This window comes from Telluria sp. ZB4P37, from assembly GCF_059685855.1.
In genome coordinates, this window is the sequence record NZ_JCASID010000020.1 from 1 (window position 1) to 23,487 (window position 23,487).

Sequence of the window (23,487 nt, forward strand, 5' to 3'; positions counted from 1 at the left end):
GCCAAGCACCGTTGCTCTTCGCGTTCGAGCCTCGCCCAAACTGTTCGCCGTTGGCTGGCGTATCGGGCAACGACCATACGACACCGTCAACGGCATAGCTTCGTAGTCCATGAAATAACCCTTGTTCAGGTATGGCGCCGCTTCCCCAGCAGCTTGCCAACCGTTCGAACAGCCATGCCATCGGCGCTTCACCCAAGCGTTCACGGCCAGCCACTGCGGCACTGGGCACGGGCGTACTGGACATCGGCCCATCGGCCAAATCGAGTTGCCGGACGATGTGCCAGATCGGTTCATTACGAAACAGGGCCAGGCCGATGACCAGCCAGACCATGCGCTCGGCCGGCAGGCGCCGCCGACGCAGCGACACGGTTCCGGTCTGTTGCAGGGCTTCGTCGATCCAGGCCGGATCGATCAGGCTGGCGAAACGCTCGAACTCATGCGGTGCCAGCTCAGCCGCATAGTCCAGGTCAAATTGGAAGGCCATAATAAAAAACGGATTCACGTTGCACGTGAATCCGTTTTAGCTCAAATCGCCGGCTGGTCAATGCCTTAAGTGACTGGCATTAGGCCGAAGCCGGTTTTTTTGTACTGCAGCATGCTGCTTAGAACGAGTACTTCGCCGACAGCGTGAAGTAACGGCCGTACGGGTTGTGCAGCCCTTCGTTGTAGCCGGCCAGTGGCTGGCCCGAGGTCGCGCCGTAGCGTGGATCGTACGGTGCGGCTTCGTCGAACAGGTTCTGGATGTTGAAGGTCAGCGCCAGGCCCTTGATACCGGTGTAGGTGTAGCCCACGCCGACACGGATCCAGTCCTTGACCGAGCAATCCGGGAAGGCTGCCAGGTAGCCAGGCACTGCTGCGCTGGCGCTCGGGAAGTTCGCCGCGGTACCGGCATTCACGCCCGGTGCGTAGTGGCAGAACGACATCGGATAGGTGGTCTGGTTGTCGAACTTGCGGGCCAGGGAAACCGGACCGGTGTAGTTGATGTTACCGCTGAACGCGTGGGCGCCGCGGCTCAGCGAGGCCGAGATCGAGGTCTTCCAGCGTGGCAGGTCCATGCTGCTCGACAGGTTCCAGTCCACCAGGCCGGCGTTGTAGCCTGCCAGGTTGTGCTCGGCGTCGCCCGGTTCCTGCTGCAACGTGTACGAGTGGATATAGGCCGAGGTCAGCTTGGCGGAGAAGTTGCCCAGCGAACCGAGGTTCTTGCGGTAAGCCACGTCCAGGTCGATACCGCGCACTTCGACGGCGCCCTGGTTGATCCACGGCTCGCGAACCATCAGCAGCGGACCGGTGCCTGAGATCGGACGGCCTTGTGCATCGGTGATGAAGTTGGCCGGGTTCTGGTCGCGCACGATCAGGCCAGGGTTGGTGTCTTCGTTACGCAGCGCGTCGAAGGCGCTGCCCAGGGCCACTTCGCCTTCCTTGCGGATCTTGTAGGCGTCGATGCCGAAGTCCCAGCTGGTGTTCGGCGAGAACAGGATGCCGAACGAATAGCTCTTCGAGGTCTCCGGCTTCAGGTCCGGATTGGCGCCGCCGGTGCCCGATGCCGACTTGTTGCAGTCCGCTTCGGTGGCATTTGGCTTCGGGGTGCGCTCGTCGGCTTCGCAACGCTTCGGATCGAACAGGCCCGACAGGAAGAACTGGGCGCCGCCCGGGGTCACCTGCGACAGTGCCGGTGCACGGAAGCCTTCGGCATAGGTGCCGCGGAAAGCCAGGGTATTGGTCGCGGTCCACTTGGCGCCGACCTTCGGCACGAAGTTGGCATCCATGCCTTCATACTTGTCCCAACGGCCCGCGAAGTCCATCTCGAAGTTCTTCAGGAACGGGGTGCGGATCTCGATGAAGCCCGACTTGACGTCGCGCTCGCCATCGATGACGGTGTTGGCCAGGCCATAGATGTTACCGGCAGCCAGTTCGGCATCCGGACGCATCTTGAGGGTTTCGCGGCGCGCTTCGGCGCCGACCGCCACGCCGATCGCACCGCCCGGCAGGCTGCCGAAGCTGGTGTTGGCCTTGACGTCGAACTGCGCGATCGATGCCTTGTCATTCGACTCGGTGCTGCGGAAGATGTTCGGGTCGGCGGCCACCTGGGCCAGCGTCGAGCCGGCATTGAGGCGACGCAGCGCCGGCAGGTAGAGGCGGCCCTTGTAGCTGTCCTGGCGGCGCGCTTCGTTATACAGGAAAGCCGATTCCCAGTCCCAGTTGAAATTGGTGCCCTGCAGGCCGGCCAGCAGGCGGCCGTTTTCGTTGGTGGTCTCGGTGCCGCGCGGTGCGTTCTCGAAACGGTAGGCGACCGAAGCACGCGCATTCGGGAACGGGTTGTTCGGGTGGCCGATCGGCAGCACCGTCTGGTAGCTCGGGGCGATACCGATGGCGGTGAAGTTGGTCACCGGGGTGGTGTTGATCGTGATCGGGGTCGAATCGTAGGCACGCTCGGTGCGGGCGTAGGCGACTTCGGCGAAGGCACGGGTGGTGGCGCCCAGCTTGAGCACGCCACGGCTCATCAGGCTGCCTTCGCGGCCGTCGCTGATGCCTTCCAGGTGCTTGTTCAGGTCGTAGTTGCAGAACTGGCGGTTGATGAACACGCTGGTCGCGGCAAGGCCCATGGCGGTCGAGCCGGTCAGCACGCGCGATGGATCGCAGCCCAGGGTCACGCGCAGGCGGTCGGCGGCATTGGCCTGGGTGGCGCTGAAGACGCCCGAGTTCGGGCTTGACTCGCGGTAAAAGATCGGCGAGTTCGAGATGGTGCTGCCGTACGGGGTCGCGTAGCGCTTCTGCAGGAGCTTGTATTCGTCGAACTTGATGTCCTTGACGTCGGCGCGCAGGACGCGGTCGCGTTCCGACATATCGCCGGTGATGAAGACGTTGTAGCCGTCCGATTCCAGGTCGCCGGTACCAGCAAAGAAGTTCACGCCCTTGCGCTTGAACTTGCCGTTGTCGTTGGCGCTCATGCGCGCCGACACTTCACGGCCCTGGTAGTTCGACTTGGTGATGAAGTTGATCACGCCGCCGATTGCATCGGAGCCGTACACGGCCGAGGCGCCATCCTTCAGGATCTCGACGCGCTCGAGGGCGGCCAGCGGGATCGAGTTCAGGTCGTACAGGGTCGAGTTGCCGTTGTTCGGGTCGGCGTAGGCCGACGGGGTCATGCGGCGGCCGTTGAGCAGCACCAGGGTCGAGGTCGACGACAGGCCGCGCAGCGAGGCGGTCGAGACCCCGCGCGAGAAGCCGCCGTCATTGGTATCGAGGTTCTGGTCGGTGCCCATCGACGGGACCAGGCGCATCAGCTCGGTCACGGTGGCGGCGCCCGATTCGCGGATTTCCTTGGCGGTGATGGTCTGGATCGGCTGGGTGCCTTCCTTGTCGGTGCGCTTCAGGTTCGAACCCGTCACGTACACGGTGGCTGGCGCTTCCGAGCTGGTGGTCTGCGCCTGTGCAAATGGTGCGGCCGCGATGGCCATGGCGACTGCGACTACGCTGTATTTCAATTGTGGTTTGTTCACGTTTTCCGTCCCTACGATTATAGTTATCTCATGCTCGCCGCATACAACCAATGCTTGGCGCATGGTTTTTATGACCTACGCATGACTTTCATGCGCACTGCATGCATCTCATGCATACGGGATAGAGTCTCGCAGACGCTTGCAACAAAGAAAACGATTTTCTTAAGGAAAATTTAGAAAGCTTAAGATCTGTTGTATTTCCTCAACGCAAAATATTATTCTGCATAAAATGAATATCGACATAAAAAAAACGCCCCTTGCGGGGCGTTTCGAAACTTCTGAAACCTTTGTTAAATCGGCTTATTTTGCGTTCATCAGCGCGACAGTGGTGTCGAGCATGCGGTTCGAGAAGCCCCATTCGTTGTCGTACCACGACGAGACCTTCACCAGGCGGCCCGACACTTTCGTCAGGGTAGAATCGAAGTTCGACGAAGCCGGGTTGTGGTTGAAGTCGATCGAGACGAGCGGCTCGGTCTGGTAGGTCAGGATGCCCTTCAGGGCGCCTTCCGAGGCGGTCTTGAGGATGGCGTTGACTTCGTCCACCGTGGTATCGCGCTTGGCGATGAAGGACAGGTCGACCAGCGAGACATTGATGGTCGGCACGCGGATCGCGAAGCCGTCCAGCTTGCCGTTCAGCTCGGGCAGCACCAGGCCGACCGCGGCGGCGGCGCCGGTCTTGGTCGGGATCATGCTCATCGTCGCCGAACGGGCGCGGCGCAGGTCTTCATGCATCACGTCCGACAGCACCTGGTCGTTGGTGTAGGCGTGCACGGTGGTCATCAGGCCGGTTTCCAGGCCGATGGCGTCGTTCAGCGGCTTGACCAGCGGGGCCAGGCAGTTGGTGGTGCACGAGGCGTTCGAGATGACGGTGTCGGTGCTCTTGAGCACGTCCTGGTTTACGCCGTAGACGATGGTCGCGTCGACGTCCTTGCCGCCCGGGGCCGAGATGATGACTTTCTTGGCGCCGCCCTTGAGGTGGGCCGAAGCCTTCTCTTTGGTGGTGAAGAAGCCGGTGCACTCGAGCACCACGTCCACCTGCAACTCGCCCCATGGGATCTCGGCCGGGTTGCGCTGCGCGAACACGCGGATCTTGTCGCCATTGACGATCATGTTGTCGCCCTCGACCGTGACGGTGCCCGGGAACTTGCCGTGGGCGGTGTCGTAGCGGGTCAGGTGGGCGTTCGACTCGGCGTTGCCGAGGTCGTTGATCGCCACGATCTGGATGTCTTGCTGTTTGCCGCCTTCGTAGAAGGCGCGCAGGATGTTGCGGCCGATGCGGCCATAACCGTTGATTGCAACTTTGATCGTCATTGCTTGGCTCCTGATTAGAAAAAAACTTTTTTCATGCTGCAGAATGCGAAACGGGCCACCCGAAGGCAGCCCCTCGACACTCTTATGCCGCGATCACGGCCTTGGCTTTCGCCACGACGTTCTCGACGGTGAAGCCGAAGTGCTTGAACAGCACCGGCGCCGGCGCCGATTCGCCGAAGGTGTCGATGCCGACCACGGCGCCTTCCAGGCCCACGTACTTGTACCAGAAGTCGGTCACGCCGGCTTCGATTGCCACGCGTGGCGTGCCGCGGGTCAGGACTGACGCTTTATAGCTCGCTTCCTGGCGCTCGAACACGTCGGTCGACGGCATCGAGACCACACGGGCGGCAATGCCCTCGCTCCCCAGGGAGTCGGCCGCCTTCATCGCCAGTTCGACTTCCGAACCGGTGGCGATCAGGATGACTTGTGCATTGGCGGCGTCACGCAGCACATAGCCACCCTTGGCGACATTGGCCACGGTCGCGCTGTCGCGCTCCATGAACGGCAGGTTCTGGCGCGAGAAGATCAGGGTCGACGGGCCATCCTTGCGCTGCACTGCCGCGCCCCATGCCACCTGCGATTCGACCGTGTCGCATGGACGCCAGTTGTCCAGGTTCGGGATCAGGCGCAGCGACGAGACGTGTTCGACCGACTGGTGGGTCGGGCCGTCTTCGCCCAGGCCGATCGAGTCGTGGGTGAACACGAACAGCGAGCGGATCTTCATCAGCGCAGCCATGCGCAGGGCGTTGCGGCTGTAGTCCGAGAAGGTCAGGAAGGTCGCACCGAACGGGATGAAGCCGCCGTGCAGGGCGATGCCGTTCTGGATCGCGGCCATGCCGAATTCGCGCACGCCGTAGTTGATGTGGTTGCCGGGGATACCCGAACGCACCGCGCTTGACTCTTTCCAGTTGGTCAGGTTCGAGCCGGTCAGGTCGGCCGAGCCGCCCAGGAATTCCGGCAAGCTTGGTGCCAATGCCTGGATCGCGTTCTGCGAGGCCTTGCGGGTGGCGATGGTTTCTTTCTTCTCGACGCAAGCGGCAATCGCTGCATCCAGCACTTCGTTGAAATTGCCCGGCAGCTCGCCCAGCATGCGGCGTTCGAATTCGGCGGCCAGTTCAGGGTGCTTGCCGCGGTACTCGGCGAACATGGCGGTCCATTCGGCTTCGGCCGCGGCGCCGCGCTCTTTCGCGTCCCAGGCTTCGTACAGCTCGGCCGGGATGTCGAACGGGATCGGGTCCCAGACCAGGTGCTGGCGCACGGCCGCGATTTCCTTGTCGCCCAGCGGGGCGCCGTGGACCTTGTCGCCGCCTTCCAGGTTCGGGGCACCCTTGCCGATGATGGTCTTGCAGCAGATCAGGGTCGGACGGTCCGAGCCTTTCGCCGCTTCGATCGCTGCGGACACCGCTGCGACGTTGTGGCCGTCGACTGCCGGGATCACGTTCCAGCCATAGGCTTCGAAGCGCTTCTGGGTGTCGTCGGTGAACCAGCCTTCGACGCGGCCGTCGATCGAGATGCCGTTGTCGTCGTACAGCCAGATCAGCTTGTTCAGACGCAGGGTGCCGGCCAGCGAAGCGACTTCGTGCGAGATGCCTTCCATCAGGCAGCCGTCGCCCAGGAAGGCGTAGGTGTAGTGGTCCACCACGTCGAAGCCCGGACGGTTGAATTCATAGCCCATCAGCCACTCGGCCAGCGCCATGCCGACCGAATTGGCGATGCCCTGCCCCAGCGGGCCGGTGGTGGTTTCCACGCCAGGGGTGATGAACACTTCCGGGTGGCCCGGGGTCTTCGAGTGGAGCTGGCGGAAATCGCGCAGGTCGTCCATCGAGACGTCGTAGCCTGCCAGGTGCAGCAGCGCGTAGTGCAGCATCGAGCCGTGGCCGTTCGAGAGCAGGAAGCGGTCGCGGTTCATCCAGCCAGGATTGGCCGGGTTGTGGCGGTAGTGCTTGTCCCACAGGGCGACCGCGATCTCGGCCATGCCCATCGGCATGCCCGGGTGGCCGGAGTTCGCTTTCTGGACAGCGTCCATCGCCAGCGCGCGGATCGCGTTGGCCATCAGGGTGGTGGTTTGCGTAGATTTCATGGAAGTACGTAGGGTCTGGATTGGGAAGCGGTGGCGGTACGTCTGGCCGTAACCCGGTATTTTACCAGAGCACCATGCTGCCGAATTAAAATGCAGGTTTGTCGCTCGCTCTCCACCAGGAACCGCATGCCCCGTTTTTATTCGCCACAGCCGCTGACCAGCGGCGCCACCGTCGACCTGCCCGACTCCATTGCCCATCACCTGCATGTTGTAAGAATGCAACCGGGCGAAGCCTTGACCCTGTTCGACGGCCGCGGCGGCCAGTATGCAGCGCTTCTCCTTGATGTCGGCAAGAAGCGCGCAAGCGCCACCGTCGGCGCGCATGAACCGGTCGAGGTCGAGCTGCCCTATGCCGTGACGCTGGCCCAGGGCTTGCCCGAGGGCTCGAAGATGGACTGGATCATCGAGAAGGCGGTGGAACTCGGCGTGGCCGCGGTCCAGCCGCTGGCGGCCCGCCGCAGCGTCGTGCGGCTCTCGGGCGAGCGCGCGGAAAGGCGCCACGCCCACTGGCAGGGCGTGATCGAGGCCGCTTCCGAGCAGTGCGGGCGCAACCGCCTGGCCGCTTTGGCCCCGGTGGCGGACTACGGCCGCTGGCTGGCATCCGCGCCCTCCCCCGCGCAGCCACGCATCCTGCTGAGCCCGCGCGCGACGCAGTCGCTGGCCGGCTGGGCGCAGGCCAACGGGCCACAGGCGCTGGCCCTGATGGTGGGGCCGGAGGGCGGGTTCACCGGCGAAGAAGAAGATGCGGCGCTGGCCGGCGGCGCGCTGGCCCTGTCGATCGGGCCGCGCGTGCTGCGCACGGAGACGGCGGCGCTCGCGGCGCTGGCGATGCTGGGTGGGATCTGGGGTGGGATGTAGAGTACCGCGGACGCAGAATTGAGGCGACTCGCAGGGTGGGCAGATTCTGCCCACGCGTTCAACCAGCACAAGATTTGCCGTACTGGCTGCCTTGCCCTGCCCACCCTACGGGTTCCCGGCTATTCAAATAAAAAGCCCCCGCAGCAGGAACACCTGCTGCGGGGGCTTTGTGCTTTGCAGGCAGCGGCGTTGCCGCCACTGCCATGTTCAGCTAATTAAAACGCGTAGGCCAGGCCGAGGCTGAAGAAGCGGCCGACGGCGCCAGGCTGGTGCAGCGAAGCGTTATACGAAGTACCTGCACCCGAGTTGCCGTAGGTTGCGACGTCGTACGGTGCTTCCTTGTCGAACAGGTTCAGGATCGCGCCACGAACGGTGAGGTTCGGGGTGATCTTGTACGAGATGTTCAGGTTGGTCGAGGTGAACGAGGACACGTTGCAGTAGTTCGCAGGCTGGATCAGGCCCGAGAAGTAGGTACGGCCGCCGACGTGTTCCGCCGTGGTCGCGCAGTCGGTCTCGCCCAGTGCCGGGTCGATGGTCGAGAAGCCGCTCGTGTAGTTCACGGTGGCGGTCACGTCCAGCGGGCCACGGTTGTAGCCGAGGGTGAACTGTGCACGGTCTTTCGGGTTGCCGGTTGCGCCGCCGACCGACGATGGGCCCTGGGTGCCTGCCAGCTGGTAGGACGTATCGCCAATGGCGGTGACGTAGCCGAAGGTGTGCGCCGCGCTCAGGTTGGCCGACACGGTGCCCATGTCGTTGGCCAGGCGCCAGCGGTAACGCACGTCCGCTTCGATGCCGTGGGTCTCGGTGCTACCCGCGTTGATGTACGGCGACAGGCCATACAGGATCGGGCCGACCGCTGGGGTGCCGACCGCGGTACCCGTGCCGACGCCGGTGGCGATGTCGACCGGTGCCGCAGGACCGCGGACCCAGGTCGGGACGAAGCTAGGATCGTTACCAGCCTGGGTGACGACCAGGTTGTTGATGCGGATCTTGTAGTAGTCCAGCGACATGTTCAGGCCGCGCATCGGCTCGACGATGATACCCAGGGTGTAAGACTTCGACTTCTCTGGCTGCAGGTCTGGATTGGTGGTCTGGACGTACGGCGGAGCGAAGCCGCAAGCGGCTGGGACGTTGCCGGCGGTGGTGCGGCTGCCGTTGGCGCACAGCAGCGGATCGTTGATCGCGTTGAAGGTGAAGAACGAACCTGCATTGCCCACTTCGGCCGGGTTCGGCGCGCGGAAGCCGCGTGCGAAGGTGCCGCGCAGGGCGAACTGCTGGATCGGCGCCCACTTGAAGTTGGCGGCCGGGGTGAACGAGTTGCCGTAGGTGTCGTAGTGGTCGTAACGGGCCGAGACGCCGACTTCCAGGTTCTTGATCGGGGTCGCCTGGAGTTCCGCGAACACCGCGGTATTGGTCTCGTCGCCGATGGTGAAGGCCGCGGTGTTGGCGACGGCGCCGATCTGGGTCAGCGACGAAGCCGGTGCGTTCTGTTCACGCTTGTGCCAGTGCGCGCCGACTGCCAGTGCCAGCGGACCTGCGCCCAGTTGCATCAGTTCGCGCGAACCGACCAGGTCGGCGTAGTTCAGGGTCGACTCGATCTTGTTGCCGAACTGTGGAGAGACTGCATTGAGCAGGGTTGGGCTGTTGCCGCCAACCGCGTTCCAGCTGCCGTTGCGCAGTGCGTTGTACAGGTTCACACGGTTGATGTAGCCGCTGTACTCGAGGTCGCTCTTGACCTTGGTGGCGCCAACGCCGCCGCGCACGTCCCAGCCCATGGCTTCGCCAACGATGTCGGCGGCCAGGCGGGTGCTGGTAGCCTTGTTGTTGGTTTGCAGGGTCGGGCCGATGTCCGGGATGTAGCCGTACAGGCGGGCAGGCTGGGCGAACGGATTGGTGACGTTCGCGCCGACCTGTGCGCCCGGGGCGAACAGGGTGCTCGGGATCGCGCCCACGCGGCTGGTCAGCACGCCGTTGTTCAGGGTGGTGAAGCCGTTGAAGCTGGTCGGGTTGTAGGCCGCCGGATTCGCGTTGCGGTTGTTGGTGCTTTCGCGCTGGAAGATCGAGCCCTTCAGGTTCAGTTCCCAGTTGTCGCTCAGCTTCTTCGTCATACCGATCATCAGGTTGACGTTTTCGGTTTCCGGCTGGATGAAGGACGAGGTGTCGTTCACCTGGCAGCCGCCTGCGCGGTACAGGGTGAAGTTACACTTGCTCGGGTCCAGGAACACGTAGTTGGCAGGGTTGTTGACGTTGGTCACGCCAGCCGGGTTGTTCGGGTTCGCCGGGTTGTACAGGAAAGGCGTGTTGGTCGGGGTGATGAAGCTGTTCAGGCTGGTCGGCACACCGAGGTTGATGTTGTTGCCGCCGCGGGCACGCCAGTCGCGGTTCGCGTAGCCGAACTGCTCGCGATCGGCGACGCGGATCGAGCCCTGCTTGCGCGCTTCCAGGGTCACGAAGGCGTTGTAGCCGTCTTCGTCCAGGTTGCCGATGCCGGTGCTGATCGACATGCGCTTGGTCTTGCCGCCGCCGTGCTGGGTGTCGCCGATTTCAGCTGCCAGGCGGGTGCCGTTCAGGTTTTTCTTCAGCTTGATGTTGATCACGCCTGCGATCGCGTCCGAGCCGTACAGCGCCGATGCGCCGGACTTCAGGACTTCGATGGTTTCGATGGCGTCGAACGGGATGGCCGACACGTCGACGAACGAGCGCTGTGCATCGTCCGACAGTGGGTACGGCGCCATGCGGTGGCCGTCGATCAGGACCAGGGTCGCGCCCACGGTCAGGCCGCGCAGCGAAATGCCCGATGCGCCATTGGCGAATGCGCCGGCGAAGCCGGTGCCCAGGGTACCCGCGCCGTTGGCGGCCAGGTCGGTCAGCAGTTCGGCGACCGAGGTCTTGCCGCTCTTCTGGATGTCCGCTGCGGTCAGCACCTGGACCGGTGCCGGCGTTTCGGTGTTGGCGCGGCTGATCAGCGAGCCGGTCACGACCACGCGCTGTGCTGGTGCTGCGGTGTCAGTGGTCTGCGCGAACGCCGGTGCGCCGACCAGGGCGCCACTGGCGACCACGGCGGCAACTGCGAACGGCAGCGACTTCAATTTGAACGTCATGAGTACTTCTCCTTCTGGGCTTTTCTTAGGGTGGTTTTTCTTCTTACCGGCCTCTGGCTGGCATGCCATCCGGGGGCCGGCTGTCTCCATCGAACCCGGGCGCCGACTGCGCGCCCTGCCCGGAATCTCTCCCGGGCGGGATTGGAGGATGTCTGTGAGTACAGCCAAGTCACTACATGTGTATATCCACCGCTTTTCGGCGGTGTCATTCTTTCGTACTCTGACCGCTAGTACGAGCAGTCTCAAATAACTGTAAATTGAATGAAAACGTTATTTGAATTTATACATAAAACCATACCGGTAGTAAAAGTGTCAATTGAGCACCCGGGGCGTTCTGGGCCGAAAACAACATATTGGCTGTAATCTTCATTGACGCTTAACGAACTGATGCATTATCGGGATGCCGGACCCGGCGCAAGGTGCGGCGGGCAAATACGCGCAACAGGCCGCACGATGGCTGCGACTTGCCCGTAGTTAGCGTCGTGATGACGCAGATATCTGTATATGAGCCGATCTGATCAATACAGCAACAAAAATTCGGCGCGCATGAGCCGGGGCCTCCAAATATTTGCACCATGAGCGTTGTAGGCAAACAACGTTATCATTTCATACATATTCGTTTGCCCCGCCGAAAGGGAGAGGCAAGGGAAGCGCCGGCCCTGCCTTCTTTCTCCGTGGTAGCGGGCTTTGGGTAAAATAGCGGTTTGGCCCGTCTTCTTATTGTTGCCTCACTAGCAACCACGCTCCTACCTATGCTCCGAATCAGCGACCTCAAACTCCCCCTCAACCACCCCGATTCCGCCCTGCGCGAGGCCATCCTGGCGCGCCTGGGCATCGCTAGCTGCGAGCTGGTCGACTTCACGGTCTTCAAGCGCAGCTACGATGCGCGCAAGAAGTCGGCGATCGTGCTGATCTATTCGATCGATGTCGAGCTGCGCGACGAAGCGGCCGTGCTGGCGCGCTTTGGCAAGGACCAGCACGTCGGCCCCTCGCCCGACACCGGTTACAAGTTCGTGGCGGCAAGCAAACCGGCCCCCGGCACCCCGCGACCGATCGTGGTCGGCACCGGTCCTTGCGGGCTGTTCGTGGCGCTGATCCTGGCGCAGATGGGCCTGAACCCCCTGGTGCTCGAGCGCGGCAAGGTGGTGCGCGAGCGCACGGTGGATACCTTCGGCTTCTGGCGCAAGCGCAAACTCAATACCGAGTCGAACGTGCAGTTCGGCGAAGGCGGCGCCGGTACCTTCTCGGACGGCAAGCTGTACAGCCAGATCAAGGACCCGAAGCATTACGGCCGCAAGGTGCTGACCGAGTTTGTCAAGTCGGGCGCGCCGGAAGAAATCATGTACGTCAGCAAGCCGCACATCGGTACCTTCCGCCTGGTGAAAATGGTCGAGCAGATGCGCGCCGAGATCATTTCGCTGGGCGGCGAGATCCGGTTTGAAACGCGCCTGGACGACATCTACGTGGCCGAGGAAAACGGCGTGCGCCAGGTCCAGGGCGTACGCCTGGCCAATGGCGAGGAAATCCCGACCCGTCACCTGGTCATGGCCATCGGCCACAGCGCCCGCGACACCTTCGAGATGCTGTACGAGCGCGGCGTCTACGTCGAGGCCAAGCCGTTCTCGATCGGCTTCCGGGTCGAGCACCCGCAGTCGCTGATCGACGTCTGCCGCTTCGGTCCCAACGCCGGCAACAAGATCCTGGGTGCGGCCGACTACAAGATCGTGCACCACGCCTCCAATGGCCGCTCGGTCTACAGCTTCTGCATGTGCCCGGGCGGCACCGTGGTGGCGGCGTCGAGCGAAGAAGGCCGCGTCGTCACCAACGGCATGAGCCAGTATTCGCGCAACGAACGCAATGCCAACAGCGCCATCGTGGTCGGCATCACCCCTAGCGACTATCCGGGCCACCCGCTGGCCGGCATCGCCTTCCAGCGCGAGCTGGAGTCGCGCGCCTTCCTGCTGGGCGGCAGCACCTATGACGCGCCGGGCCAGCTGATGGGCGACTTCGTGCGTGGCGTACCCTCCAGGGAATTCGGCTCGGTGATCCCGTCGTTCCGCCCGGCCGTGCACCTGACCGACCTCGCCCCTTCGCTGCCGGAGTATGCGATCGTGGCGATGCGCGAAGCCTTCGTGGCCTTCGACAAGCAGATCAAGGGTTATTACAAGGAAGACGCGGTGCTGACCGGCGTGGAGACCCGGACCTCCTCGCCGATCCGCATCAAGCGCAACGACGGCGACCTGCAAAGCCTGAACACGCGCGGCCTGTTCCCGGCCGGCGAAGGCGCGGGCTATGCCGGCGGCATCATGTCGGCGGCGGTGGACGGCATCCGCGTGGCCGAAGCCGTGGCGCTGGCGATGGCTGCATGACGGCTGTCGCGGGAACCCCTCCGCGGACGCTCGGCCCTGGCCTGGCGATCCTGGCCTCGATGGTGTCGGTCAATGCCGGCGCCGCCTGGGCCAAGGGCCTGTTCCCGCTGGTCGGCAGCGAAGGCGTCACCGCCGTGCGCGTCGGCCTGGCCGCGGTGCTGATGCTGGCCATCGTGCGGCCCTGGCGCACGATCCCCGCGCGCCGCGACGCATTCAATCTGCTCGTCTACGGCCTGATGCTGGGCTGCATGAACCTGCTGATCTACGGCGCCTTTGCGCGTATCCCGATCGGCGTGGCGGTGGCCATCGAGGTGGTCGGCCCGCTCGCGGTCGTGGTGCTGTCCTCGCGCCGTGCGCGCGATTTCGCGTGGGTCCTGCTGGCTGCCCTCGGCCTGTGGCTGCTGGCGCCTTTCCACGACGGCGTCCCGCCCCTGGACCCGCTAGGTGTCATGTATGCGCTGGGCGCGGCCTTCTGCTGGGCGATGTATATCGTGTTCGGCAAGCGGGTATCGAGCCTCGGCGGGGGACAGGCGGTTGCCTGGGGCATGCTGGTGGCCGCGCTGTTCACGGTGCCGTTCGGCGTGGCGCATGCCGGCGCCGGGCTGCTGGCGCCCGCGGTATTGATGGGCGGCCTGGCGGTCGCGGTGCTGTCGAGTGCCCTGCCCTATTCGCTCGAGATGGCGGCCCTTAGACGCCTGCCGCAGCGGGTGTTCGGAATCCTGGTCAGTGCGGGGCCGGCCTTCGCGGCGCTGGCGGGGTATCTGGTGCTCGGGGAGCGGTTGACCGGCATGCAGTGGCTGGCTATCGTGCTGGTGGTTTTCGCCTGCGGCGGGGCCGCGGCCACGGCCCGTAGGATGGGCGGCTCCGCCGGGAACTGAGATCATCCGAATCCCGATAAGGGGTGGAGCCGCCCACCCTGCTAGATCCAGCCGGATTTCTTGAAGCGCCAGTACAGGTAGCCGCACACGATGGCGATGGTGGCGAGGGCCATCGGATAGCCGTATTTCCACTTCAGTTCGGGCATGAATTCGAAGTTCATTCCCCATACCCCCGCGAACGCAGTAAACACGGCGAAGATCGCCGCATACGCGGCCAACTTCTTGCTGATGTCGTTCTCTTCGATTGCCACCATCGATAGCGTCACCTGGATCGCGGTGTTGATGGTGTCGCGGATTGCATCGAGCCGCGCGGCGATGCGGAACAGGTGGTCATGCACGTCGCGAAAATACTCCTGCGTCTCGACGACCACGCCGGGCACCCGTCCACCATACAGGCGACCGACGGCATCCATTAGCGGAATGACGGCGTGGCGCAGAACTTGGGCCTTGCGCTTGAGCGCATACAGGCGTTCGACGTTGGCGCGCTGCTCGCCTATCTGGCCGAAGATGTGATCCTCGATCGATTCCAGCTCGGAGTCGAGCATGTCGACCACGGGGAAATAGCGGTCCACAACCGCGTCGACCAGCGCGTACAGCACGAAGCCCGCTCCCTTGCGCAGTTGGTGGGGCTCGCGCTCGGCGCGCGCGCGTACGCCAAGAAATCCCTGGTTGGCGTCGCGCCTTACCGACAACACGTAATTGGGACCTGCGAAAACCGACAGTTCGCCCACACTGAGCTCGTCGCCTGCAAGTTCGACCACCTGCACAACGACGAACACGCAGTCGCCATATTCTTCCATCTTGGGACGCTGGTGGCCGCGCTCCGCGTCCTCCACGGCCAGTTCGTGCAGGCCGAACTCCTCCTGCATGGTGCTGATTTCTGCCTTGTCCGGGTCGCGCATGGCAACCCAGACAAAGGTTTCCGGCTGCTTCAAAACTTCGCTGATGTCCTCGACGGGTATGTCCGACAGCTTCTTGCCTTCTTGGTAGGCGACACAATTAATCAACATGAATAGGGATAGGGATAGGGACAGTTAATACACGATGCGCCAGCTTACACCATCCGCCCTACTCTTCCCGTGCGCCGTCGATCCCGAGCTCCACGATCTTGCGGGTGATCGTGTTGCGGCCGATCCCGAGCCGCATCGCGGCATCGTTCTTGCGCCCATGCGTGTGTTTGAGCGCAGTCTTGATCAGGGCCGATTCGAACTGGCGGCCAAGCGTGTCCATGACGTCGGTCTGGCCGGCGCTGAGCATGCCGGCGGCCTGCAGTTCGAGCAGGCCGATCCAGCCTTCCGGCAGCGACTCCGTGGCCGCAGGCGCCGCGCGTGGCGCCGCAGCGGGCGCGCCGGCCAGGCCGTCATCGAGCAGGATGCCATGCGCGGCCTGGCTCTGGGTCAGGTCGCGCGGCAGATCCTTGACCTCGACCGTCTGGCCGGGCGCCATCACGGTGATCCAGTTGCACAGGTTTTCCAGTTGGCGCACGTTGCCCGGCAATTCGAGTCCGGCCAGGTAGCGCATCGCCGGTTCGCTCATGCGCTTGGGTTCGACGCCCAATTGGTGTGCGCTCTGCACCAGGAAGTGGCGCACGAGCACCGGGATGTCCTCGCTGCGTTCGCGCAGGGACGGCAGGCGCAGGCGGATCACGTTCAGGCGGTGATATAAATCTTCGCGAAACAGGCCGTCGCGTACGCGCTGCTCGAGGTTCTGGTGGGTGGCCGCGATCACGCGCACATTGGCCTTCACCGGCTGGTGGCCGCCGACCCGGTAGAAGTGGCCGTCCGAGAGCACCCGCAGAAGACGCGTCTGAAGATCGAATGGCATGTCGCCAATCTCGTCCAGGAACAGGGTGCCGTTCTCGGCCTGTTCGAAGCGGCCGCGCCGCATCGCCTGCGCGCCGGTAAAGGCGCCGCGCTCGTGGCCGAACAGTTCGGACTCCAGCAGGTCTTTCGGGATCGCCGCGGTATTGAGCGCGATGAAAGGCTGCTGGGCGCGCGGGCTGTGCTTGTGCAGGGCGCGCGCGACCAGTTCCTTGCCGGTCCCCGATTCGCCGGTGATCAACACCGTCACGTTCGACTGCGACAGGCGGCCGATGGCGCGGAACACTTCCTGCATCGCCGGCGCGTGGCCGAGGATCTCGGGCGTCTCGGCGGGCGCCGCTTCCACGCTGGCTTCGCGCAGGCTCTCTTCCAGCGCGCGCCGGATCAGGTTCACGGCCTTGTCGATATCGAAGGGCTTGGCCAGGTAATCAAAAGCGCCGCCCTGGAACGAGGCGACCGCCGAATCGAGGTCGGAGAAGGCGGTGATGATGATGACCGGCAGGCCGGGATGGCGCGCCTTGACCGCCCCCAGCAGGTCGATGCCGGATTCGCCCGGCATGCGGATGTCCGACACCAGCACCTGCGGCGTATCGGTCTCAAAAGCGGCCATGGCGTCGCGCGCGTTGGCGAAGCTGCGGGTCTCCAGGCTCTCGCGCGCCAGGGCTTTTTCCAGCACCCAGCGGATCGATGCGTCGTCGTCGACAATCCAGATTGGTTTCATGTAGTCGTGGTTCCCGTCGGTCACGCAGTACGATTCAATGGGGACTCACGGGGCGGATGCTGGCGCCCGCTTATGGCAGGGGCAGCAGTATCCGGAAATCCGTCAGTCCTGGCCGGCTTTCGCACTCGATCACACCCAGGTGCTGCTGCACGAAGGTCTGCGCCAGCGTCAACCCGAGGCCGCTGCCGCCATCCCTGCCCGACACCAGCGGGTAGAAAATACGGTCGCGGATCTCGGGCGCGATGCCCGGTCCATTGTCGATGATATGCAAGTCTAATGCCAGCCCATAACGGACCTTGGCCAGGGTGACCTGGCGCGCCACCCGGGTGCGCAGCACGATCTCGGCATCGCCCGCCGCAATGCGCCCTTTCAGGGCCTGGGCCGCGTTGTGCGCGATGTTCAGCACCACCTGGATCAGCTGCTCCATGTCGCCCCTGAACTCGGGGATCGAGGCGTCGTAATCGCGCCGGATCGTGAGGCCCGACGGGAATTCGGCCAGGATCAGGCTGCGCACGCGCTCGCACACTTCGTGGATGTTGACGTCGCCGACGATATGGGGCTTGCGATGCGGCGCCAGCAGGCGGTCGACCAGGGTCTGGAGGCGGTCGGCCTCCTTGATGATCACCTGGGTGTATTCGGACAGCTGGGACAGGTGCAGCGGCGGCAGCTCGAGCTCGAGCAGCTGCGCCGCGCCGCGGATGCCGCCGAGCGGATTCTTGATCTCGTGGGCCAGGTTGCGGATCAGTTCCTTGTTGGCCTGGCTCTGGTCGAGGATGCGCTCCTCGCGGTCGAGCTTGAGCTGCTGGACGTTCTCACGCAGCTCGATCAGGAGCTCGCCCTCGCCCAGTGCGCTGACGATGCTGTTCACGTGCAGCGGCTCGCGTCCGGTGCGGTGCAGGGTCAGGTCCTGGCGCAGGTCGGCATACTGGTGCGCCAGCGCCTGGGCGCACAGGGCGGCCAGCTCGGGGCCGTTGGCGAACAGCTCCGGCAGGGGGCTGCGCTGCAGCGACTTGAGCGAGAGCTCGAGCAGGTTCTCGGCCGCCGGGTTCGCGTACAGCACTTCCACCTCGGGCCCGACCAGCAGCACGCTGGAGGCCAGCAAGTCCAGGCCCGCGAACCTGGCGCAGGGGCGTGCCGGGACGCCGGGCTCGCTCGCGGGGCTCATCTGATATTGGCGATCTCGCGCCGCAGCGCGGCGATATTGCTTTCGGTACGGCCGATCTCCTGGCGCATGCCGGCCACGCGCTCCTGGTACTTGGCGTAATTGCGCTCGCTGCCCTGGCGTTCGGGCTCGCCGCCATTGAAGTCGCGGCGCAGGTCCGCCAGCTTCTTCTCTTCCAGGCGCAGCTCGTCGTTGAGGATCTCGCGGCGGTCGTCGTCGCGCGCGCGCTGCTGGGCCGTGTCCACGCGCGGGAAGCTGGCCGGGGTCGCGGCCGGGGCGGGCCCGGAGCTGCCGGGGTTCGGTGAGCGTACCGCGGGAATCGGCGCGGACGCGCGCACCGGCGCCGGCGAAGCAACCGGCGAGAGGCTCTCAAGCTGTTTGCAGCCGCGGCGGTTCTGGTCGGTGAATTCGACGCGACCCTGGTCGTCCACGCACTTGTAGACCTGGGCCTGTGCGGCGGGCGCCAGCGCAAGGCCGAGCCCGAGTATTGCCAACGCGCTGGCAAGACGGCGGAATGAAGTAATTGTCGTTCCCATCAGAAATTAATTTGCACAATAAACGTGCAGTCATTGTAGTCCGGCCCGACTATACATCAAGCATGAAAAAACGCGGGGAAAGCCCTCGCTTTCCCCGCGTTTGTTACCGCTGCTTACACCCATTGACGCCTGGGCGCGACAGCCGGCTTGCCTGATCGATTACGCCGAGTAGTACATGTCGAATTCGGCCGGGTGCGGGGTCATGCGCAGGCGCTGGACTTCCTGCATCTTCAGCTCGATGTAGGCATCGATCATGGCATCGGAGAACACGCCGCCACGGGTCAGGAACTCGCGGTCCTTGTCCAGGGCTTCGAGCGCTTCTTCGAGCGAAGCGCAGACGGTCGGGATCAGCTTGTCTTCTTCCGGCGGCAGGTGGTACAGGTCTTTCGTTGCCGCTTCGCCCGGGTGGATCTTGTTCTGGATGCCGTCCAGGCCGGCCATCAGCAGCGCGGCGAAGCACAGGTAGACGTTGGCCAGCGGGTCAGGGAAGCGGGTCTCGATGCGGCGGCCCTTCGGGTTCGCCACGTGCGGGATGCGGATCGAGGCCGAACGGTTGCGGGCCGAATAGGCCAGCTTGACCGGGGCTTCGTAGCCAGGCACCAGGCGCTTGTACGAGTTGGTGCCCGGGTTGGTGATTGCGTTCAGGGCGCGCGCGTGCTTGATGATGCCGCCAATATAGAACAGTGCGGTTTCCGAAAGGCCGGCATAGCCGTCGCCTGCGAACAGGTTCTTGCCGTCTTTCCAGACCGACTGGTGCACGTGCATGCCCGAGCCATTGTCGCCATTGATCGGCTTGGGCATGAAGGTGGCGGTCTTGCCGTAGCTGTGGGCCACGTTCCAGATCACGTATTTCATGTTCTGGGTCCAGTCGGCGCGCTCGACCAGGGTCGAGAACCTGGTGCCGATTTCGTTCTGGCCGGGGCCGGCCACTTCGTGGTGGTGCACTTCGACCGGAATGCCCATCGATTCGAGAATCAGCGACATTTCCGAACGCATGTCCTGGAAACTGTCGACCGGCGGGACCGGGAAATAGCCGCCCTTGACGGTCGGGCGGTGGCCGCTGTTGCCGCCTTCGATTTCCTTGTCGGTCGACCACGAGGCTTCGTCGGAATCGATCTTGACGAAACAACCCGACATGTCGATCTTCCAGCGGATCGAGTCGAAGATGAAGAATTCCGGTTCCGGGCCGAAATAGGCGGTGTCGCCGATGCCCGAGGACTTCAGGTAGGCTTCGGCGCGCTTGGCGATCGAGCGCGGGTCGCGGTCATACCCCTTGCCGTCCGACGGTTCGATCACGTCGCACTGCATGAACAGGGTGGTCTCTTCCATGAACGGATCGATGTTGGCGGTGAGCGGATCCGGGATCAAGAGCATGTCCGAGGCTTCGATACCTTTCCAGCCCGCGATCGACGAACCGTCGAAGGCGTGGCCCGACTCGAATTTGTCTTCGTCGAAATGCGAGACGGGAACGGTCACGTGATGCTCTTTGCCACGCGTATCGGCGAAGCGGAAATCAACGAACTTGACTTCGTTGTCTTTAATCATTTGCACTACGTCTGCAGCCGTCTTTGCCATTCGTATCTCCTGATTGAAAAAGGGGGACCGCGCTCCAAGTCCTCGGTAGCGCGACCACATGATGTACTTTAAAGCATGAACTGTGCCAGGCTGTCGTTATGAGTAAATGCCATAAGCTTCGTTGGATGCCTGTATGTTTGGCCATACAATCATCACCAACCGGTGCCTGTACCCCGGTGCATGCATGCACCGATTTGGTGCAAATTCAGCTACCGTGCACCATCGCAGCGCAGGATACACCGAACCAAGTTGGTGCAACGCTTTTTCTCGTCCAGAACGGATCAACCCATCATGAGCACACCTGAGTCCATTCTTGCCGCCGCCCGCGAACGCGCCGCCGGCCAGCCCTATGCCGGCGCGGTCACGCCCGGAGAAGCGTTCGCCCTGCTACAGCAAGACCCGCGCGTCAAGCTGGTCGACGTCCGCACCAATGCCGAGCGCGACTGGGTCGGCCGCGCCGCCGTGCCCGAGTCCCAGCACGTGGCGGTGCAGTGGGCCACCTATCCCGGCGGCCAGCCGAATCCCGCATTCGGTGCGCAGCTCGAGCAGGTCGCGCGCAAGGACGAGGTACTGCTGTTCCTGTGCCGCTCGGGCGTGCGCTCGCGCCACAGCGCCCGGGTCGCCACCGAGCACGGGTTTGCCGAGTCCTACGACATCCTGGAAGGCTTCGAGGGCGACCGCGACGCCGAAGGCCACCGCAAGACGATCAGCGGCTGGTGCAAGGCCGGGCTACCCTGGATCGGGGCATGACGGTGGATGCACAGGCACGCCTGGACGCCGCCAGCGAACTGGCCGCCGACGGCAGGTACGAGGAAGCCCTGCGCGAGTTCCAGTGGTTCCATGACCACGCGCTCCAAGAGGATCCAACGCTCTACGGCGTGCGCCTGTCGTATGCGCTCTACGCCTGGGTCGACCTGGGCGAGGAGTATCCGCCTGCATTGGAAGCCTTGGTGGCGGTGCGCGAACGCGATATCGCCCTCCTGCTGGCAGGCCAGGGCAAGCGCGGGCTGTTCCATGACGTGGTGGCCATCAATGACGCGCTGGGAAGGAGCCCAGAGACGCATGTCCTGTGCGTGGGGCTCGAACGCGCCGATCCCGCCCTGCTGCTCGCCTGCGCCGATATTGCGCTGCCGGCCATCATCGCCGCCGGCGACTACGCGCTGGCCGAGCGCCTGCTGCCCGCGCCCGAAGAGACCATCCGCGAGCGCAGCTGCTTCCTCATGAAGGCGTTTTCGCGCTGGCGCCGGCAGCATGGACGCACCATGTATATTCCGTCGCAAATCGACATTTATGCGAACGATGTGCGGCAGGTGCTGGCGGTGCTCGAAGAGCGCGGGCGCCACGGCGAGGCGGCGCGCCTGCGCAAGCTGGCGGTGGACTTGATTCCGGCGACTACGGTGCGCCGGGCGGTACGCGCTACGCTCTTCCCACGCAAGTAGCGTAGCCGCACACCGTAGGGTGGGCAAGTTCTTGCCCACGCGTTCACATCACGGTGATAACGACGCACCGTGATTATTCCGTGTTCGTTGAACGCCCGGCCGGCGAAGCCGGCCACCCTACGGCATCACGAGCACCTGCAATCCTGATGCCGCCCCGGGCCCGCGGTAAACGCGCTGCGTCGCCTTTTTAAAATCCTCGGGCCTGGCCGACGGAATATGCGTAAACGTCTGCGGATTCAAATCCACCAGCGGGAACCACGAGCTCTGCACCTGCACCATGATGCGATGGCCGCGCCGGAAGGTATGGTTCACCTGCCCCAGCTCGAAGGAGAGCGCTTCCTGCTTGCCCGGCGTGAACGGCTCGGGCTTTTCGAAGCTGTTGCGGAATTTCCCGCGCAATGGATTGCCGCGCACCAGCTGCTGGAAACCGCCCATGTTGACCGACGGCGGCCCCACGTCGTTGCCCTTGCGCTCCACTCCAGGCGCCGCCGGATAGGCCGCCGGATACACGTCGACCAGCTTGACCACCCAGTCCGCATCGGTGCCCGTGGTCGACACGAACATCTTTGGCACCACCGGCCCGGCGATCGTCACGTCCTCGTCCAGCACCTCGCTCTGGTACACCAGCACGTCCGGACGGGTGGCCGCGAAGCGCTGGTCCGAGACCATGTACTCGCGCGGCACGCCAGTGGCCGCGTAGCCGATATAGGGGACCGGCTTGCGCGGGTCGGCGATGTACTCGTCGTATCCCGCGCCGCCGGCCGCGGGCTGCTGCCAGCCCAGCGTTCCGTTCGGACCGAAGTAGAGCGTGCGCGCCCTGGCGGGCGCCGGCGGCCACGCCGCATACGTGCGCCAGACATTGGTGCCGGTCTCGAACGCGGTCACCGCAGGCAGGGTGCGCGCCGGCTTGGCGCCCTTCAGGTGTTGCTCGAAGAAGGGGAACTGGATCTCGCGCCGGAAGTAGTCGCTGGTCTTGGCATCGAAGGACACGTTGCCGAGACGGGCGCCGTCGCTGCGCGCCCAGCCGCCATGCACCCACGGCCCCATCACCAGGGCGTTGGACGTGCCCGGGTTGTGCTTGCCCACCGCCTTGTAAATGGCGAAGGGGCCGGCCGGGTCTTCGGCATCGAACCAGCCGCCCACCGTCAGCACCGCCGCCTTGACGTTCTTCATGTGCGGCGTGATGTCGCGCGAGCGCCAGAATTCGTCGTAGGTGTCGTGCTCGATGGTCGGCACCAGCAGCTCACGCTGCTCGGCGCTCATGGTGGCAAGAATGTTCGACAGCGTCAGGTGCTTGAGGAAGAAGTCGTAGCCGTCCGCTTCGCCGTAGTCGAAACCGGCGCGGACTTTTGGCGGCAGGGTCGGGTTCTTCATCGGCAGGAAGGAGGCGTAGAAATCGAAGTTCGCCGCCAGCATGAAGGCGCCGCCGTGGTAGGAGTCGTCCCCCATGTACAGGTCGGCGATCGGCGCCTGCGGCGAGGCGGCCTTGATCGCCGGGTGCGAATCGATGATGCTGGCCGCGGCATAGAAGCCCGGGTAGCTGGTGCCCCAGATGCCGACCCGGCCGTTATTGTTCGGGACGTGCTTGAGCAGCCATTCGACGGTGTCGTGCATGTCCGCGCTCTCCTGCCCTTCGCCCGCGGCGCGCTTGGCCTTGAGGTGGGGGGGTCATCTCCTGCCAGGCGCCTTCGGACATGAAGCGCCCGCGCACGTCCTGGGTCACGAAGATGTAGCCGGACTCTTCCAGTTCGGGCGTGGGGCTGAGCGCCGCGGGGAACCAGTCCACGCCATAGCGCTGCTCGCCCTGCGCCGCCACGCCGGCGCTGTAGGGGGTGCGCTGCACCAGGAAGGGATAAGGTTTGGAGGCGTCCTTCGGCACGTAGACCGTGGTGAAGAGTTTGACGCCGTCGCGCATCGGGATGCGGTATTCGTACTTGGTATAGGCCTCGCGCGGACTGCGCTTTTGCAGCGGCGCGTCGGCAGCGGCTGCGCCGCTGGATTGGTTGGCGGCTTGCGCGCCTGCCGCGCAGGCCAGCAGCGCGGCCAGCGCAAGAGCGGGCAAGGGACGACGGATCATGGCTTCCTCGGGGAATCTGGACAAAGTCCGCCAGTGTAATCCGTTTCCGCCTATGCTTTG

Annotated in this window: 17 protein-coding genes; 5 read left to right on the forward strand and 12 right to left on the reverse strand. The window is 64.2% G+C overall.

Translation table 11 applies throughout. The annotated features are described in order from the left end of the window. From AC56K1_RS21335 to tkt, 4 genes are all read right to left on the reverse strand, one after another. Nucleotides 1–502: transposase domain-containing protein (locus AC56K1_RS21335; protein ID WP_497159790.1), on the reverse strand; the 502-nt coding region annotated here is incomplete at its 3' end. Between the two features lie 100 nt (nt 503–602). Continuing rightward, a complete protein-coding gene (locus AC56K1_RS21340; RefSeq protein WP_497159791.1) occupies nt 603–3,500 on the reverse strand; it encodes a TonB-dependent receptor domain-containing protein in 2,898 nt (965 codons plus the stop codon). A gap of 300 nt (nt 3,501–3,800) precedes the next feature. Next, nucleotides 3,801–4,811, reverse strand: a complete 1,011-nt coding sequence (gene gap / locus AC56K1_RS21345) for a type I glyceraldehyde-3-phosphate dehydrogenase (protein ID WP_497159792.1) — start codon at nt 4,809–4,811, stop codon at nt 3,801–3,803. Between the two features lie 82 nt (nt 4,812–4,893). Further along, nucleotides 4,894–6,891 (reverse strand): transketolase, encoded by a 1,998-nt coding sequence (gene tkt / locus AC56K1_RS21350; RefSeq protein ID WP_497159793.1) that lies wholly within the window; start codon nt 6,889–6,891, stop codon nt 4,894–4,896. A gap of 126 nt (nt 6,892–7,017) precedes the next feature. On the opposite strand from tkt, the gene AC56K1_RS21355 reads away from it, so the two are divergent. Continuing rightward, nucleotides 7,018–7,749, forward strand: a complete 732-nt coding sequence (locus AC56K1_RS21355; protein ID WP_497159794.1) for a 16S rRNA (uracil(1498)-N(3))-methyltransferase — start codon at nt 7,018–7,020, stop codon at nt 7,747–7,749. A gap of 215 nt (nt 7,750–7,964) precedes the next feature. Here the strand turns inward: AC56K1_RS21355 and AC56K1_RS21360 are convergent, their stop codons facing one another. After that, complete coding sequence (locus AC56K1_RS21360; protein WP_497159795.1) at nt 7,965–10,850, reverse strand: TonB-dependent receptor; 2,886 nt, start codon at nt 10,848–10,850, stop codon at nt 7,965–7,967. Between the two features lie 752 nt (nt 10,851–11,602). Between AC56K1_RS21360 and AC56K1_RS21365 the strand changes: the two genes are divergently transcribed. Together AC56K1_RS21365 and AC56K1_RS21370 are read left to right on the forward strand one after the other, a co-directional pair. Then, nucleotides 11,603–13,219: an NAD(P)/FAD-dependent oxidoreductase gene (locus AC56K1_RS21365; protein ID WP_497159796.1), complete on the forward strand. Its 1,617-nt coding sequence runs from the start codon at nt 11,603–11,605 to the stop codon at nt 13,217–13,219. After that, nucleotides 13,216–14,097, forward strand: a complete 882-nt coding sequence (locus AC56K1_RS21370; protein WP_497159797.1) for an EamA family transporter — start codon at nt 13,216–13,218, stop codon at nt 14,095–14,097. Before AC56K1_RS21365 ends, AC56K1_RS21370 begins: the two co-directional genes overlap by 4 nt. A 41-nt stretch (nt 14,098–14,138) precedes the next feature. Here the strand turns inward: AC56K1_RS21370 and corA are convergent, their stop codons facing one another. The 5 genes from corA to glnA all read right to left on the reverse strand — a co-directional run bounded on the left by corA (nt 14,139) and on the right by glnA (nt 19,911). Then, nucleotides 14,139–15,107 carry a magnesium/cobalt transporter CorA gene (gene corA / locus AC56K1_RS21375; protein WP_497159798.1) on the reverse strand — a complete coding sequence of 323 codons (969 nt, stop codon included), beginning with the start codon at nt 15,105–15,107 and terminating at the stop codon, nt 14,139–14,141. Between the two features lie 58 nt (nt 15,108–15,165). Continuing rightward, nucleotides 15,166–16,638 carry a nitrogen regulation protein NR(I) gene (ntrC, locus tag AC56K1_RS21380; RefSeq protein ID WP_497159799.1) on the reverse strand — a complete coding sequence of 491 codons (1,473 nt, stop codon included), beginning with the start codon at nt 16,636–16,638 and terminating at the stop codon, nt 15,166–15,168. A 70-nt stretch (nt 16,639–16,708) separates the two neighbouring features. Then, nucleotides 16,709–17,803 carry a nitrogen regulation protein NR(II) gene (gene glnL, locus AC56K1_RS21385; protein ID WP_497159800.1) on the reverse strand — a complete coding sequence of 365 codons (1,095 nt, stop codon included), beginning with the start codon at nt 17,801–17,803 and terminating at the stop codon, nt 16,709–16,711. Then, nucleotides 17,800–18,294 carry a DUF4124 domain-containing protein gene (locus tag AC56K1_RS21390; protein ID WP_497159801.1) on the reverse strand — a complete coding sequence of 165 codons (495 nt, stop codon included), beginning with the start codon at nt 18,292–18,294 and terminating at the stop codon, nt 17,800–17,802. The genes glnL and AC56K1_RS21390 overlap by 4 nt, the downstream gene beginning before the upstream one ends. A gap of 201 nt (nt 18,295–18,495) precedes the next feature. Then, complete coding sequence (gene glnA / locus AC56K1_RS21395) at nt 18,496–19,911, reverse strand: type I glutamate--ammonia ligase (protein WP_497128098.1); 1,416 nt, start codon at nt 19,909–19,911, stop codon at nt 18,496–18,498. A gap of 291 nt (nt 19,912–20,202) precedes the next feature. Here glnA and AC56K1_RS21400 point away from each other — a divergent pair, with 291 nt between their 5' ends. Both AC56K1_RS21400 and AC56K1_RS21405 read left to right on the forward strand, forming a co-directional pair. Continuing rightward, nucleotides 20,203–20,661 carry a rhodanese-like domain-containing protein gene (locus tag AC56K1_RS21400; RefSeq protein ID WP_497159802.1) on the forward strand — a complete coding sequence of 153 codons (459 nt, stop codon included), beginning with the start codon at nt 20,203–20,205 and terminating at the stop codon, nt 20,659–20,661. Continuing rightward, nucleotides 20,658–21,350: a hypothetical protein gene (locus AC56K1_RS21405; protein ID WP_497159803.1), complete on the forward strand. Its 693-nt coding sequence runs from the start codon at nt 20,658–20,660 to the stop codon at nt 21,348–21,350. Before AC56K1_RS21400 ends, AC56K1_RS21405 begins: the two co-directional genes overlap by 4 nt. A 117-nt stretch (nt 21,351–21,467) precedes the next feature. Here the strand turns inward: AC56K1_RS21405 and AC56K1_RS21410 are convergent, their stop codons facing one another. Both AC56K1_RS21410 and AC56K1_RS21415 read right to left on the reverse strand, forming a co-directional pair. Further along, the gene (locus AC56K1_RS21410; RefSeq protein WP_497159804.1) at nt 21,468–22,964 is read right to left on the reverse strand and encodes a CocE/NonD family hydrolase; all 1,497 of its coding nucleotides are present in this window, start codon (nt 22,962–22,964) and stop codon (nt 21,468–21,470) included. Then, entirely contained in the window at nt 22,918–23,427 is a 510-nt protein-coding gene (locus AC56K1_RS21415) for a CocE/NonD family hydrolase (protein WP_497159805.1), read from the reverse strand. Before AC56K1_RS21415 ends, AC56K1_RS21410 begins: the two co-directional genes overlap by 47 nt. Between the last annotated feature and the right edge of the window lie 60 nt (nt 23,428–23,487).

Bases quoted from the DNA above. Each gene is read 5' to 3' on its own strand.
- gap (WP_497159792.1), bottom strand. From the start codon at position 4,811: ATGACGATCAAAGTTGCAATCAACGGTTATGGCCGCATCGGCCGCAAC.
- tkt (WP_497159793.1), bottom strand. From the start codon at position 6,891: ATGAAATCTACGCAAACCACCACCCTGATGGCCAACGCGATCCGCGCG.
- AC56K1_RS21355 (WP_497159794.1), top strand. From the start codon at position 7,018: ATGCCCCGTTTTTATTCGCCACAGCCGCTGACCAGCGGCGCCACCGTC.
- AC56K1_RS21360 (WP_497159795.1), bottom strand. From the start codon at position 10,850: ATGACGTTCAAATTGAAGTCGCTGCCGTTCGCAGTTGCCGCCGTGGTC.
- AC56K1_RS21365 (WP_497159796.1), top strand. From the start codon at position 11,603: ATGCTCCGAATCAGCGACCTCAAACTCCCCCTCAACCACCCCGATTCC.
- AC56K1_RS21370 (WP_497159797.1), top strand. From the start codon at position 13,216: ATGACGGCTGTCGCGGGAACCCCTCCGCGGACGCTCGGCCCTGGCCTG.
- corA (WP_497159798.1), bottom strand. From the start codon at position 15,107: ATGTTGATTAATTGTGTCGCCTACCAAGAAGGCAAGAAGCTGTCGGAC.
- ntrC (WP_497159799.1), bottom strand. From the start codon at position 16,638: ATGAAACCAATCTGGATTGTCGACGACGACGCATCGATCCGCTGGGTG.
- glnL (WP_497159800.1), bottom strand. From the start codon at position 17,803: ATGAGCCCCGCGAGCGAGCCCGGCGTCCCGGCACGCCCCTGCGCCAGG.
- glnA (WP_497128098.1), bottom strand. From the start codon at position 19,911: ATGGCAAAGACGGCTGCAGACGTAGTGCAAATGATTAAAGACAACGAA.
- AC56K1_RS21400 (WP_497159802.1), top strand. From the start codon at position 20,203: ATGAGCACACCTGAGTCCATTCTTGCCGCCGCCCGCGAACGCGCCGCC.
- AC56K1_RS21405 (WP_497159803.1), top strand. From the start codon at position 20,658: ATGACGGTGGATGCACAGGCACGCCTGGACGCCGCCAGCGAACTGGCC.
- AC56K1_RS21410 (WP_497159804.1), bottom strand. From the start codon at position 22,964: ATGCACGACACCGTCGAATGGCTGCTCAAGCACGTCCCGAACAATAAC.
- AC56K1_RS21415 (WP_497159805.1), bottom strand. From the start codon at position 23,427: ATGATCCGTCGTCCCTTGCCCGCTCTTGCGCTGGCCGCGCTGCTGGCC.